The following is a 12,661-nucleotide window of genomic DNA, read 5'->3' on the forward strand; positions in this document are numbered from 1 at the left end:
GGATTCGTAGTTGGCACAAAAGAGGGGTAGTTGGCACCGGCGGGTCTCGGACTCGGAAGTCTGCTGGTCAGGGGCTCGACGGGCGTACGCGCGCGAACCCTACCTGTACGTAAGTGCCAACTATCTTTCTGAGCTCGGCGCCACTCCCAGGACGCGCATCTGGCACATGCGCTGGTCAGCGCGATGCCGCGGTGCCAACTACGAATCCTCGTCAAACTGGAGGTGGGCGGCATGCCACGAAGCGTCTGCGAGCGATTGCTGCGCACCGGCGGACCCGGCATCAAAGCTCTGCCCCTGACGCGGCGAGACAGTCTGAGGCGTCTGGTGAATGAGGGAAGTGCGGGGTGATCACGATGCGTGGACGCCACCTCCTCCACCTCCGCTTCGACGTTCCGGGCGTCGAGGAAGCCGAACTCCCCGAGGGGCTGCGCCGTTTGCTGGAGAACGTCACGCCCCGCGTGCAGATGATCGGACCGGACTCGGCTGCCCTCGACCTCACTGGAGCGATCCCGTACTGGAAGCGGGACGCCCGCGGCCTGACCGAGTTGGTCCAGTTGCGTGCGCTCGCCTACTTCGGCCTGCGCAGCTCGGCGGGGTGCGGCCCCAACCGGATGCTCGCCGCGATGGCCTGTGCCCTCACCCCGCCCGGGCAGCGCACCGTCGTCGTCGACTCCCCCGAGGCGATCTCCGCTTTCCTGCGCCCGCGTCCGGTCCACGAGTTGCCCGGTGTGGGCGCGCGGACCGCCGCGACGCTCGGCGAGTACGGGCTGCACACCGTCGGCGACGTCGCCGATGTCCCCCAGCTCACGCTGCAACGGCTACTCGGCGCCCGGGCCGGCCGAGCCCTCCACGAACACGCCCAGGGCCGCGACACTCAGGTCGTCGACCCCACCCCTACTCCGGCGAGCATCAGCAGCGAGTACCGCTTTGACCGCGACGAGCTCGACCCGGCCGCCCACCGGCGTGCCCTGCTCGCTCTCGCCGACGACCTCGGTGCCCGGCTGCGTGCCTCCGGCCAGATCGCGAGCGGCCTGACCTGCACCATCCACTATGCCGACCGGAGCTCCACCCGCCGCAGCCGTGTCCTGTCCGAGGCGACCCAGCACACCGTGCTCCTGGCCCGCGCGGCGTACACGGTCTACGACTCTCTCGGTCTCCAGCGCGCGCGAGTCCGCACGATCGCGCTTCGCGCCGAGACCCTTCGGCCGGACGACCTGGCTACCCGACAGCTCACCCTCGACGCATGCGACGACAAGCCTCTCGCACTCGAAGCCGTCGCCGACCGTGCCCGCGCCCGCTTCGGGCGCCAGGTGCTCTATCCCGCTGTCCTCGCCGTCAACTCCCGTCGCCCTACTGCCTGACGGCAGATCCGAGACGGCTTCCCTTCGCCTCGATGGTCGATCACTCGACCGAGCAGGCCGGGCCCGGATCGTCACCGTCCCGGTGAAGCGGGTACTGGCTGGCGGAGAGAAGGCTGGGCCCGCCACCACGGGGGGAGTGACGGGCCCAGCCTGAAGTCAACGGTGCCACATCCGCCCCGGACGCGCGCGGTCTCCGGGTGAAGTGCCTGTAACCGCGGCAGCCGCGACTCCCGGATGACCACGGGTCAGACCGGCACGGACTCCACGAGATCGGGAGAGTCGAGAAGGTAGAGCTCGGGGGAGCTCCGCTCGTCCAGGATCAGGTCCTGCACGGTGAGCGGCTGCTTCGTCTCAGGGTCGCGGTAGCCGATTCCGGCGGCCCGCAGAGCTTCGTCCAGGCCGGCGAGCCGCCGCCGACGCGCGGCCTCGTCTTCGTTGTCCCAGCCTGCGGATATCGTCGCCGCCCGGGTGCCATGCGGGAAGACGACGATCAGGCCGTCCGGCTCGCGCATCCACGGCTCCAACGCGTCCAGGGCGCCGTGGATCAGCAGCGAGGAGTGCAACAGCGTACGGCCGTCGGCTTCGGGGAGGGCGAAGGCGGCCTCCTTGACGATCTCTTCCTCGCTCTTGCCCGCTCGGTAGTCCTGAACCATGGCGACGCCGAGGGAGTACATCGCGTCCTGGAAGGCCTTGGCGGCGTTGAAGGTGTGGCTCTGCTGGCCCAGGAGCCGTTTGTCGGCCCGTCGTCGCAGGAAGTTCGCCATGATCCCCTCGCTCATCTTCGCGGTCCTCCCCCCGTAGGCCGCCCGAACTTGACCAAGGCTATCGGCCCAGCCGCACCGGCCGCTCACGCCGGACGGACAGGTGTTCAGCGCGGGAGCGGGGTGCCGACGAACTCGGCGAGGGGCATCGGCTGTCCGGTCACTGGTAGAGGAAGTCGACGTCGAACTCTGCGAACCCGACGAGGAGTTCGAGCGCCGTCGTCGCCGCCGCGAGCCGTTCCTCGGACGTACACCCCGCGCAGGCCTCACACACTGCCCCCGTCGCCCCGTTGGCAGTGCCCCAGTTGGCCGCGTAGGCCTGGGCCACCTTCCGGAACGCTGCGGTGGGGTGAAAGGGCGCGTCGGCCGGCTCGCTCCCCTCCATGAGGACTTCGGGCAGTTCCCCGTACGTCTCCGCAGTGACCAGGCAGGCCCAGTGAACCAGGATGCCGGTGGTCGCCGGGTCGTCCTTAAGGACATCCATGAGCTGCTGGCGGCACGGCTGGCAGTCGTCCAGGACCGTGTCGTAGAGCTGCGTCACCAGGCCGACGACCGCGCCCTCCCGCTCCTCTTCGTCCTCCGTGGGAGTGGCCCAGCTCCGTCGGTCATCGCCGCCATGATCGTGGACGTGGTCGGTGGCGAGCACAACCATGGACATGAAGCCTCCGTGAACACCGGTATTCGAGGAACGAAGTCATCGTCTCGCGGCGGGGCAGGCGGCAGAGGCCGTTTCCGGATTCCGCTGCGGCCCGGGCCTGCGGGAAGGCTTCGCGTCCGTGGCGGAGGGCCCGGTGACGCTGCCGTGGCAGGGGCGGCAGGAGTCGAACCTGCGGCATCCGGCTTTGGAGGCCGGCGCTCTGGCCATCTGAGCTACACCCCTTCGGTGCGTCAAGTTTGGCAGGACCAGCGGGCGGATCTCCAAGGGTTTTCCGGCACCTCAGAGCACGCGCAGGACGCCGACGACCTTGCCGAGGATCTGAGCCTGGTCACCGGGGATCGGCTTGTAGGCGGGGTTACGGGGAAGCAGCCACACCTGCCCGTCCCGGCGGCGCAGCACTTTGACGGTGGCCTCGTCCTCCAGGAGCGCGGCGACGATGTCCCCGTGGTCGGCGCTGTCCTGGCGGCGTACGGTCACGATGTCGCCGTCGCAGATCGCTGCGTCGATCATCGAGTCGCCGGACACCGTCAGGGCGAACAGATCACCGTCGCCTACGACCTGGCGGGGCAGGGAGTAGACGTCCTCGACCAACTCCGTGGCAAGCAGGGGTGCGCCGGCGGCGATCCGGCCGACGAGCGGCACGTCGACGGGCGCCTCTCCCCGGTCCCCCAGGTCGGGTGCCCACGAAGGTCTCACGCGGTAGGCGCGGGGACGGTGCGGGTCACGGTAGAGGACGCCCTTGCGCTCGAGGGCCATCAGCTGGTGGGCGACCGAGGACGTGCTGGCGAGGTGCACGGCCTTGCCGATCTCCCGCATCGACGGCGGGTAGCCCTGCCGGCGGACCGCCTCCGTGATGCACCGGACGATCGCCGCCTGGCGGGTGGTCAGCTCCCCCTCGGCTGTCCGGATGCCCGGTGGACGACCTCGGCGTGCGGGCGCGGCGTTCTCCATCCGGGGCACCTCCGTACACGATCTCGCAGAGCGCGACCATAACCCGCCATCTGTCGTAAAAGGAACAGTGTTTCAGCGTCCTCGGAGAAGAACGTGCAGGTCTGTGCGGCGCAGCATCTCCAGCTCGTCGTGCCACCGCCTTGTCAAGGGTCAGTGGTCCCCCACTTCGCCCCACTTTCATGGGCGTGCCTCCGGCCGCGAAGAGGGGCGTACCGGGCTTCCGGGACTGGGAGGCCTCGGTGTAAAGCTCCCCAATTCGACGCCGTGGCGGGCTGATCCCCACTTCACCCCACTTGCGGCAGAGACCACCGCTCGCGCACCACCAGGTGCTTCGATCACTCCACGTGGACGGATCACGGGTTCTCGCGCTTCGCGTGCACGGTTCACAGGGTTCACGCCCGAGGGGGCTCGTGACCGAGGCGGTCTCGGCGTTCCATCGGACTGCCAACACAGAAGGGGGGGCAAGGCCCTGGGCGCTCCGGCCAACCAGGGTCGAGAAATATGTCAATGCCGAACCGTGGCCATTCCTTGGCCACTTCACGGACATCTCGGCGAAGCGTGGCCACTTCACGGCCACCTTCATAGAGCTGGTTCGCACGCGACATGACCGTGCTTCGATGACGGCGCACTCAAACGATCTTTAACGGTGTTAGCGGAGTCCGTCGCCCGAAGGGGGTGTTGGCCCGCAGCGTGCTCGGCTTCGATCTGTGTCAGGCCGGCGCGCGCACCGGTCCGACTGCACCATCTCCCGAGGGGAAGCCGGGCTGGACAGCCCGTCACGCCGGTCCGGCCGGCTTCTCCCCGGGTCACAGAAGATCCCCGGAACTGGAGGAGTACATCCCCGTGACTCAGACCGACCGTAGTCCCTCGGTGCCTTCGTCGACCACGGCGAAGGCGCTCACCTGGATCAGCGCGTTATCCGTGCTGGGCACGATCATCGCCGTCATCGTGCTCACCCTCAGCGGCAACAGCGACTACCTAGCCCCTGTGATCGGACTCGGAGCCGCGGCGGCCGCCACGGGCGGGACGGTCCAGGTCCGTATCCACGTCCGCCGCTGAACGCTGCCTCGCGCAGTACGAGGCCGGCGCCGGGTCCACTCTCAGGTTGAGAGAGGCCCGGCGCCGGGGTGCGTGCGGCTGTTTCGTCGGCGAAGCCGTGGAATGCGGTCGGCTGGGCCGAGCGGATGCGCAAGGCGCGAGCGCGTGGGCGCGGACCGTCTCGCACCTGCCCGTCATCCGATCAGGTGAGGCAGTCCCCCGCTGGACACGAGCAAGCTGAACCGGTCGGCGGCTGCCACCGTCCGTTTGATCGCGCCCCCCGTGTCCTTCAGCAGTGAGGACGGCTTGAGCGAGCTGATCGCGCCGTAGACAGCGTCGCCCCACAGCACGGGGGCGGCGACCTCACCCCATCCGGCGATCTCCTCGCGGCCCAGGCTGTATCCGGCGTCCCGTATCTCCGGCAGCGACGCCAGGAAGTCGTCGGCTTCTCCCAGCACTCCAGGGCCGGCGCCTGCGGGGACGGCATCGGTCAGCACGCTGTCGACCAGGGGGTCAGGCAGGTGCGCCGCGATCACCCGGCCGGACGGTCCGACCCGCAAGGAGCCGCCCACGGCCACCAGTTGGTCGGCGGTCAGGCCCAGCGCATCCAGGTCGTACCGGCCGGGTGCGTAGTCGGCCAGCACTCGGCGGGGGCCGCCGTACGGGGAGATCACCCACAGCATCGCCATGGCGTCCAGGGCGCTGCTCAGCTGTTCCAGGAGTGGGTGGGACGTCTCGGTGCCCGGTGTGTGCACCATTGCCTGCATGCCTATCTTGGCCGCGCCGGGGCCAAGGCGGTATTTCCTCCCGGGCAGCTGCACGAAGTACATGCTGGGGATTCCGGACTGCAAAATGCGGTACACCGCCGTGACGCTGAGGCCGGTGACCTCGGCGATTTCGCTGGGCCCGTGTGCGGGCCCGTCGAGGAGCGTGAATGCTCTCTCGACCATCTTGACCCGTTGGGCGTGCGCGGTTCCGCCCGCTGGTCGTGAATCTGTGGTGGTCGGTTCTCCATCGGTCGTGTTGCTTGCCCTGCTGAACAAGGTGGTCTTCCCTCGCCATGCAAGCCGCTTTCTCCATGTCCGAGTTGAGCGGCTGTCCCCGTCGGGCCTGTCGACCCTTCTGGCGTTCATTCATCGGGCCACGGCTTCGGCCCGCGCCTGGCGACCACCCCCTTGATTGCTTGATCAACCACTCGGGTCTCAGGTGCATCGTACATCCGGCACACGAAAAGGCGAGAGCGCTTACATCGCATCAAACCTGGCATTGCGGGCGGTTATTGCGCCACGCGAAAAGAGCCCGTTCCGCCCGGCGTAAAAATAGGTGCCTCCAAGGGTCTTGAACTGGGTATTTACGCCACGCGAAATCTCTCAGAGACGACTCATCTTTCGGAATGCGTAAAAAGTTGACATGCACAAGAGACTTCAATTGACTTCCGTCTCGTCCCGAACGCAAAGGCATTCACGGGAGTGCCAGAAACATCGAACGGGGAACACGTGCGCGCACGAATAGCAATAGGGGCTCTCTCGCTGACGGCCGCTCTGGCGGGCTCCGGCCTGGTCGCGACCGCCAGCGCCGCGCAGGCCGCCACAGGGCAAGCCGCCGCGAAGGGCTGCTACGTCACCGCGTCCTCCGCCAAGGTCCGCTCGAAGGCCTCCACCAGCTCCACGACGGTGGGCATCGCCTACAAGGGCAACCGGTGCTCTGAGAAGGACGTCAAGGTCATCGACAGCGGCATCTGGTACAAGGTCAAGATGACCACCGGCAATGCCAAGGGCAAGACCGGATGGATCCGCAGCGACCTCCTCCACACGTCGGCCGACGACACCGGCACGTGCATCCCGGAGGACCCTTCGTGCACCGGCTGATCAACAGCCCGCGCGCCCGCGCCACCGCGATCGTGGCGACTCTGAGCATCGGACTCGTCGGAGGCCTGGCTACCACGCCCGCCTCCGCCAACAGCTCCGGCTGGTGGACGTCCCAGCACGGGCGTGCCGAGGGTTTCTACAACTCCAACAACGGCCACGTCTACGCAAATGATCTCCGGCGGGACGGCTACAGCGCGATCACTCAGGTCCGCACCAACCGCGACGGCTACTTCGTCGTCGACGTCAAGGACACGAAGGCCAACGGCCAGGGCAGTTGGAAGACCCCGACCCTCTACCGCGGAGTGGTCTTCAAAATGCGGGTCTGCGCGGTGAAGGGCAAGCACAAGCCCACGCAGTGCTCGGTCTGGCACACGTTCGAGCGGTGAGAACTGCTCCGTGTCCCGGAGCAGCATCCGCAGGTAATAGCGAGGACGAAACAATGAAGACACTCATGGGCCGCGCCACGGCCGCGGCTGGGCTGGGTCTCGCTCTCACAGCAGGTGTGGGCGTCTCGGCGATCGCGCCGCAGGCCTCGGCGGCCGACTCCTTCAACCAGCAGATCACCTGCAAGAAGGCCGACGTGCGTACCAAGCCGAACGGCAAGGGCAAGCACGTGATGTACGTGTACCAGAAGGGCTCGGACTACGGCCACATCACCAAGTCGTGGCTCGACAAGAACGACAACATCAGCTACTGGTGGGGCACTTGGCACCACGGCAAGACTGCCAAGAAGGGCTGGGTCAAGCTCGCGTGCGCCGACCCGCGGGCAGTCTGATGGCCAGCGCAACCATGCGGAAGACGATGGTGACCGCCGTGGCCGCCGCCACGCTGGTCGTCCCCGTGCTCGCGGGGTCAGCTGAGGCGGCCACGACGAAGGCCGTCGTCGGGACCTCCGCCTGCGGGAAGAAGTACCCGGCGGGCTACTGGTGGACGTATCCGACCACGAACACCAAGTTCCGGGCCGGCCCCGGTACGAACTACGCCGCGCTCGGACTCCTGCACAAGGGCGACGGCGTCGAGGTCAAGTGCAAGGCCAAGAAGGCCGGCTGGATGCGGGTCTACGTGCTCAACGGCCCGCAGGACGGTCGTACGGGCTGGGTGGCCAGCAAGTACATCGCCGACTGATGCCAAGTGCCGCCGGGCGGGTCCACTGCGGGCCTGCCCGGCGGTGTACGTGCCACCGAAGGAGCAGACTCCATGCTCAACGCCACATGGATCAGGCTGGCCAGCGGTCAACTCGTTCGCGCGGACCGCATCGTCGGCGTCCGCCAGGAACCCGTCCAGGCCCCCTCAGGACGGTGGGCCGACCCGGGCAATGTAAGGATCATGGTCTGTCTCGACGTCCCGGAAGCTGACGCCGTGGAGGACACCGGTGCCTGGTGGCAGGAGGCAGCCGTGTGCGCCCGGGACCGAGGTGACGTGCTGATCGTGAACCTCCTGAACCTCATGGCGGACGCCAGCGCGATCTCGGGCCTCAAGTTCATCTATCCGGTCGTACGGGACGGCCAGTTCGAACGCTGGGCTTCCGCATCCGTCCTCCCGCCTGTCGAGGGGCCAGCCGTCACCGGGCTGCCGCGCATTCCGCGCGGTGTGTCGGCCCACGCCTGAGCCGAGCTGCGCTCGGAGACCGCCGGCATGGCGGTGCCCGGCGAAGGCGACGGGAACGATAAACGGGGAAAGCGAGGAACATGCGCATGCGAACGCGCATCACGGGTGTGGCAGCGGGTGCTGTGACGCTGGCAGTGACGCTGACTGGCTGCAACAACTCGGAATCGGTGAAAAACCAGGGCGGTTCCGAGACCCAGTCGGCGGACAGCAAGTCGGTCTATCGCCTGGGCGAGGCCAGTCCGCCGCAGGAATCCACCATGCAGAAGTCCAAGGGTGCCACCTTCACGGTCACGCCGACGAAGGTGCAGACCGGGACGAAGGCCGAAGTGGACGGGTCCGGCCTGCAGCTGGACAAGAGCGACGGCCCCCAGGTCCCCGTGTACGTGTGGGCCACCCTCACCCACAAAAGCGGCGCGGCCATGACCGTGGGCGACATGGACGACGACCTTGTTGTCGCGACGGACAAGGGTCAGCGCACCAAGGCCCTCATCGTCCTTATGGGACAGGCCAAGTGGCCGAACTGCCCGGCATCGGACACCGAGAAGCAGCTGAGCGGAGGGCAGTCGGCGAAGATCTGCAACGTCTTTCTGGTCCCCGAGGGCCAGAAGGCCTCCACGGTCGAGCTGACCCAGGGCTACTACAACGACCCACTGAAGTGGCAGGTCAAGAACTGAACCCCGGTCGGCGCAACAGCCGAGCACAGCGGACCCCGGCACTCGCCGGGGTCCGCTCCGCGTTTGCTACTGGGCGAGCAGCGGAGCAAGCGCCGTGCGCAGCTGATCGAATTGGCGGTAGTGGTGGCCGACCATCCCCGCGTTGCGGGCCGCAGTGACATTGGCTTCGGTGTCGTCGATGAAGAGGCACCGGTCGGCCCTGGTTCCGGCGCGTTCGGCGGCAATGCGGTAGAACCGGGGGTCAGGTTTCGCGACACCGATACGGGCGGAGTTGACCACCGTGTGGGCGAGATCGGCGAGACCCTGTTGGGCGAGGTCCTGCTCCAGCCGCGTGGTTCCGTTGGCGACCAGGGCTACGGAGGCGACCTTCCGCACTTGGGTGAGCAGGGCTACCAGTTCCATGTCCACGAGCGGGGCGAGCTCGGTCCAGGCGGCGACGGCTGCGGAGGCCTGCTCCGGTGATCCGTAGGTTTCGGCGAGATCTGCGGCCACCGCGGACCGCCACTGCTCGTCGGTGATCGCCCCGGTGACGGCGGGGTGGACGCGTGCCGGGGCGAAGGCCGCCGTCGCGATGGCGCCGCGGGGCAGTCCGTGCGCGTGCTCGATGTCGTCGTCAGCGGGCCAGTGCCGCAGTACGCGGTCGACGTCGCACAGTACGGCGTCATACGGCGAGGAAGGGCGGGCCGAGTGGTCCTCAGTCATGCCTGCAGTCTGATCTTCCGGACCGCTCGAGGCGGGATCATCCGTCCAGGACGACGGGGCGCACGGGAGCACCGTGTTCGAGGACGCCGGTGACCAGGCCGGCGAGACCGATCGGGTAGACCGTCTCGGTCGTGGCGCTCAGTTCGGCGAGGGTCCACCACCGGTGCTCGCGGATGTTGTCGGGCTGCGACGCCCGGGCCGGGTCGATGGCGGCCGCGGGGACCCGGGCAAGGAAGTACTTCTCCACCTGGCGGACTTCGCGCCCGCCGACCAGGTGCTCCTTGCTGCGCTCCGCGAGCTGGTCCCCGAGCTCGATCGCCTCCTGGAGGACACCGAGCTCTTCGCCCATCTCGCGGAGCACCGCCGCGGCGTGGTCTCCCTGGTCTGCGTCCTCCAGGGAGCCACCGGGGGTCGCCCAGAACCCGCCGTTCTCGTCGTAGCGCAGGAGAAGGACGCGGTCGTCATCGTCGAGGACGATGGCGCGGGCGGCTTCCCTCAGCGGCGGGGTGGAGGTCGTCATGCCCTCCAGTGTGGCAGTCCCGAGGGGACGTCAGGACCGCTCGACCAGGTACTCGCCAATACACGCCGCGTCCAGGTCGCAGGCCTGGAGCGTGGCGAGCGCGTGGGCGGGTGTCTCAACGATGGGCTCGCGGTCGTTGAAGGACGTGTTCAGGACGACGGGCACGCCGGTGAGCTGGTGGAAGCGCTCGATCAGGGCGCTGTAGAGGGGCGCGGCGGCTGGGTCGACGGTCTGGACGCGCGCGGTGCCGTCGACGTGGACGACTCCGGCGATCTTGTCGGTGTGGTCGGGGCGGACCGGCGGGGCCAGCAGCATGAATGGGCTGGCCACGTCGAGGTCGAACCAGGTGCTGGCGTGGTCGGCGAGGACGGCCGGCGCAAATGGCCGGAATGACTCGCGGTGCTTGATCCTGCGGTTGAGGGCGTCGGAACTTGCGGTGGTGCGGGGATCGGCAAGGATGCTGCGGGCCCCCAGGGCGCGGGGGCCGAGCTCGCTGCCGCCCTGGAACCATCCGATGATCTTTCCGTCGGCGATCATCTGGGCGGCGGTTGTGGCGATGTCGCTCTCCCGGCGCCACCTGAAGGGTGTCCGGCGCCGTTCGACCAGGCCGGATCGGGGGTCGCGGTTCAGTGCCTGCTCGATCTCCTTGTCGGTGTAGTCGCGGCCGAAGTAGTCGCTGGTCAGAGGCCGCCTGGGCAGGTCGCCGGTGAGGCGGTGCCAGGCGTACAGGGCGCAGCCGAGGGCCTGTCCGCGGTCGGATGCGGCGGGCGGGGCGAAGTATCCGGTGACCGCGTCCAGGCGGCGGATCTTGTCGGCGGCGACGCAGTTGAGGGCGACGCCGCCGGCGAAGCACAGGTTGCCGAGCCCGGTGGCAGCGATGGTCTGCTCGGCGAGCGCGCAGAGGGCGCGCTCGGTCTGGTCCTGGACGTAGGCGGCGGCGTGTTTGCCGAGTTCGTGCTCGCCGCGGCTGTCGCACGGTCCGAAGTCGAAGCCGGTGCGTTCGGCGAGTTCCGCGATGCCGGGCGCATGGGTGCGGGTGAGGCGTCCGTGGACGGTGGCGTCGACGACGTCGAACAGCGGGGCGTGGTAGCGGTCGGCGTCGCCGTAGGAGGCGAGCGCCATGGTCTTGCCGGCCTCCTGTTCGTGCCAGCCGAGCCAGTTGGTGAAGGCCTCGTAGGTCGCGCCGATTCCGGCCGCGCGCGGCCGGGTGGGCGGGTTGCCGCCCAGGCGCTCGATGCCGTGTGGGGTGGCGCGGTAGTAGGTCTCGGTGTCGTTGTTGTTGCCGCCGCCGTCGACGACCAGGACGGTCGCCTCCTCGTACGGGCTGAGACAGTAGGCGGTGTAGGCGTGGCTGAGGTGGTGGTCGACCGGGACGATCCGGCTCTCGTCGATGCCGAGGTGGGCAAGGCCGGCCTCGGCGCGGGTGGGCGGGGTGTGGCCGATGCCGCTGACGGCGACAAGGTCGACGTCGCTGAGTTGGAGGCCGGCTGCGCGCAGGCAGTACAGCAGGGAGGCTTCGAAGCCGGGGCTGTAGCGGGTGCGGTTGAGGCGTTCCTCGCCGATCGCGACCATTACGGTGTCGGTGATCACGGCGGCGCCGCCGTCGTGTCCGAGGTTGATGCCGACGACGCAGCGCTTGGTGCGGCTCATCACGCGGCCCTTCGTACGGCGGGCCCGCTCAGCGGGTCCCACAGCCGGGTCCGGCCGGACGGGTCGCGGTGCAGTGCGCCGAGCTGGCACAGCTGGACGGTGCTGCCGCGGTGAGGGATCGGCGGGGTGAAGGGGTGCCCGAGCGCCTCCAGGCCGCCGAGCTGGGTGTAGGCGTCGGCGAACTCGTCGGCCAGCGGCGGCCGCGGATCCGGGGTCTGGGCGGTGGTGAGACGTCGTGCGCTCTGCGCGAAGCCGGCGTCGGCGAGGACGCCGGCGACCTGGGCGAGGACCGCCTCGGGGGTGGCACCGTCGGTGTTGATGATCGCCGGTGGGGTCGGGCACAGCGTGGGGGCGATCTCCCTGTAGAAGGTGTGCAGACGTTCCAGCAGCCCGGTGTCGAACCACTGCTTCCAGCGCGGCAGTTCAGCGACCCGGCCTCGACGGGTGAGGCTCTGGTCGGGGCTGACCAGGAGGATCGCGGTGAGGACCGTCTCAGGCAGTTCCGGGGCGATGCGGCGGGCGTAGAAGTCGCGGGCGGTGCGGTAGGGCAGGGAGTCCTCGGCCCGGGTGGCGTAGCAGTACGCCAGGGCGCCGAGGTGGTCGCGGTCGGAGATGAGCAGGCTCGTTGCCGGGTCGGCGGTCAGGGGCTGCATGGCGCGGGCCTTGTCCAGCTCGTGCCGCAGGAACCACAGGGTGTGTCCGGCCGGGCTGGGGTGCACGGGCGCGTGGAGGCCGGTGGCGAGGCGGGCGTTGGGCTCGGTGAACCACATGGCCTCGTCGCCCAGGGCGCACACCATGCGGGCAAGCAGGGACGTCTTGCCCGCTCCGGGCGGGCCGTCCAGGACCAGTACGGGAGCTTGGTCTGCCACG

At 68.8% G+C, this 12,661-nt stretch carries 16 protein-coding genes and 1 tRNA gene; 8 read left to right on the top strand and 9 right to left on the bottom strand.

Annotated elements, in window-relative coordinates:
- The first annotated feature begins 353 nt into the window (after positions 1–353).
- Positions 354–1,361 (top strand): DNA polymerase Y family protein, encoded by a 1,008-nt coding sequence (locus ACJ9NR_RS40675; protein WP_412513007.1) that lies wholly within the window; start codon positions 354–356, stop codon positions 1,359–1,361.
- A gap of 245 nt (positions 1,362–1,606) precedes the next feature.
- Here the strand turns inward: ACJ9NR_RS40675 and ACJ9NR_RS40680 are convergent, their stop codons facing one another.
- The 4 genes from ACJ9NR_RS40680 to lexA form a co-directional block, all read right to left on the bottom strand.
- A complete protein-coding gene (locus ACJ9NR_RS40680; protein ID WP_412512827.1) occupies positions 1,607–2,140 on the bottom strand; it encodes a hypothetical protein in 534 nt (177 codons plus the stop codon).
- Positions 2,141–2,282: 142 nt separating this feature from the next.
- Entirely contained in the window at positions 2,283–2,780 is a 498-nt protein-coding gene (locus ACJ9NR_RS40685; protein ID WP_412512828.1) for a hypothetical protein, read from the bottom strand.
- A 145-nt stretch (positions 2,781–2,925) separates the two neighbouring features.
- Positions 2,926–3,002 (bottom strand) — tRNA-Trp (locus ACJ9NR_RS40690).
- A 57-nt stretch (positions 3,003–3,059) separates the two neighbouring features.
- Positions 3,060–3,731 (bottom strand): transcriptional repressor LexA, encoded by a 672-nt coding sequence (lexA, locus tag ACJ9NR_RS40695; RefSeq protein ID WP_412512829.1) that lies wholly within the window; start codon positions 3,729–3,731, stop codon positions 3,060–3,062.
- A gap of 843 nt (positions 3,732–4,574) precedes the next feature.
- Between lexA and ACJ9NR_RS40700 the strand changes: the two genes are divergently transcribed.
- Positions 4,575–4,790, top strand: coding sequence for a hypothetical protein (locus ACJ9NR_RS40700; protein ID WP_401440852.1), 216 nt, complete (start codon positions 4,575–4,577; stop codon positions 4,788–4,790).
- A 173-nt stretch (positions 4,791–4,963) separates the two neighbouring features.
- Here ACJ9NR_RS40700 and ACJ9NR_RS40705 read toward each other — a convergent pair whose 3' ends face one another.
- Positions 4,964–5,719, bottom strand: a complete 756-nt coding sequence (locus ACJ9NR_RS40705; protein ID WP_412512830.1) for an IclR family transcriptional regulator — start codon at positions 5,717–5,719, stop codon at positions 4,964–4,966.
- A 546-nt stretch (positions 5,720–6,265) separates the two neighbouring features.
- Between ACJ9NR_RS40705 and ACJ9NR_RS40710 the strand changes: the two genes are divergently transcribed.
- The 6 genes from ACJ9NR_RS40710 to ACJ9NR_RS40735 all read left to right on the top strand — a co-directional run bounded on the left by ACJ9NR_RS40710 (position 6,266) and on the right by ACJ9NR_RS40735 (position 8,919).
- On the top strand, positions 6,266–6,637 hold the full coding sequence (locus tag ACJ9NR_RS40710) for an SH3 domain-containing protein (RefSeq protein ID WP_412512831.1): 372 nt from the start codon (positions 6,266–6,268) through the stop codon (positions 6,635–6,637).
- Positions 6,625–7,023, top strand: a complete 399-nt coding sequence (locus tag ACJ9NR_RS40715; protein WP_412512832.1) for a hypothetical protein — start codon at positions 6,625–6,627, stop codon at positions 7,021–7,023. The genes ACJ9NR_RS40710 and ACJ9NR_RS40715 overlap by 13 nt, the downstream gene beginning before the upstream one ends.
- A 53-nt stretch (positions 7,024–7,076) precedes the next feature.
- Positions 7,077–7,412, top strand: coding sequence for a hypothetical protein (locus ACJ9NR_RS40720; RefSeq protein WP_412512833.1), 336 nt, complete (start codon positions 7,077–7,079; stop codon positions 7,410–7,412).
- Positions 7,412–7,762, top strand: a complete 351-nt coding sequence (locus ACJ9NR_RS40725; RefSeq protein WP_412512834.1) for an SH3 domain-containing protein — start codon at positions 7,412–7,414, stop codon at positions 7,760–7,762. Before ACJ9NR_RS40720 ends, ACJ9NR_RS40725 begins: the two co-directional genes overlap by 1 nt.
- Before the next feature lie 72 nt (positions 7,763–7,834).
- Positions 7,835–8,245: a hypothetical protein gene (locus ACJ9NR_RS40730; protein WP_412512835.1), complete on the top strand. Its 411-nt coding sequence runs from the start codon at positions 7,835–7,837 to the stop codon at positions 8,243–8,245.
- A gap of 86 nt (positions 8,246–8,331) precedes the next feature.
- Positions 8,332–8,919 carry a hypothetical protein gene (locus tag ACJ9NR_RS40735; RefSeq protein ID WP_412512836.1) on the top strand — a complete coding sequence of 196 codons (588 nt, stop codon included), beginning with the start codon at positions 8,332–8,334 and terminating at the stop codon, positions 8,917–8,919.
- Between the two features lie 66 nt (positions 8,920–8,985).
- Here ACJ9NR_RS40735 and ACJ9NR_RS40740 read toward each other — a convergent pair whose 3' ends face one another.
- Genes ACJ9NR_RS40740 through ACJ9NR_RS40755 form a run of 4 tightly spaced genes read right to left on the bottom strand, consistent with a single transcriptional unit; the run spans position 8,986 to position 12,660 of the window.
- On the bottom strand, positions 8,986–9,621 hold the full coding sequence (locus ACJ9NR_RS40740) for an HAD-IA family hydrolase (protein WP_412512837.1): 636 nt from the start codon (positions 9,619–9,621) through the stop codon (positions 8,986–8,988).
- A 37-nt stretch (positions 9,622–9,658) separates the two neighbouring features.
- A complete protein-coding gene (locus tag ACJ9NR_RS40745; RefSeq protein WP_412512838.1) occupies positions 9,659–10,141 on the bottom strand; it encodes an NUDIX domain-containing protein in 483 nt (160 codons plus the stop codon).
- A gap of 30 nt (positions 10,142–10,171) precedes the next feature.
- Positions 10,172–11,791: a carbamoyltransferase family protein gene (locus ACJ9NR_RS40750; protein ID WP_412512839.1), complete on the bottom strand. Its 1,620-nt coding sequence runs from the start codon at positions 11,789–11,791 to the stop codon at positions 10,172–10,174.
- Positions 11,791–12,660: a hypothetical protein gene (locus ACJ9NR_RS40755; RefSeq protein ID WP_412512840.1), complete on the bottom strand. Its 870-nt coding sequence runs from the start codon at positions 12,658–12,660 to the stop codon at positions 11,791–11,793. Before ACJ9NR_RS40755 ends, ACJ9NR_RS40750 begins: the two co-directional genes overlap by 1 nt.
- Position 12,661: the final 1 nt, after the last annotated feature.

Origin of the sequence: Streptomyces sediminimaris (assembly GCF_047049295.1) — a bacterium.
In the GTDB taxonomy this organism is placed as follows: Bacteria; Actinomycetota; Actinomycetes; order Streptomycetales; family Streptomycetaceae; genus Streptomyces; species Streptomyces sediminimaris.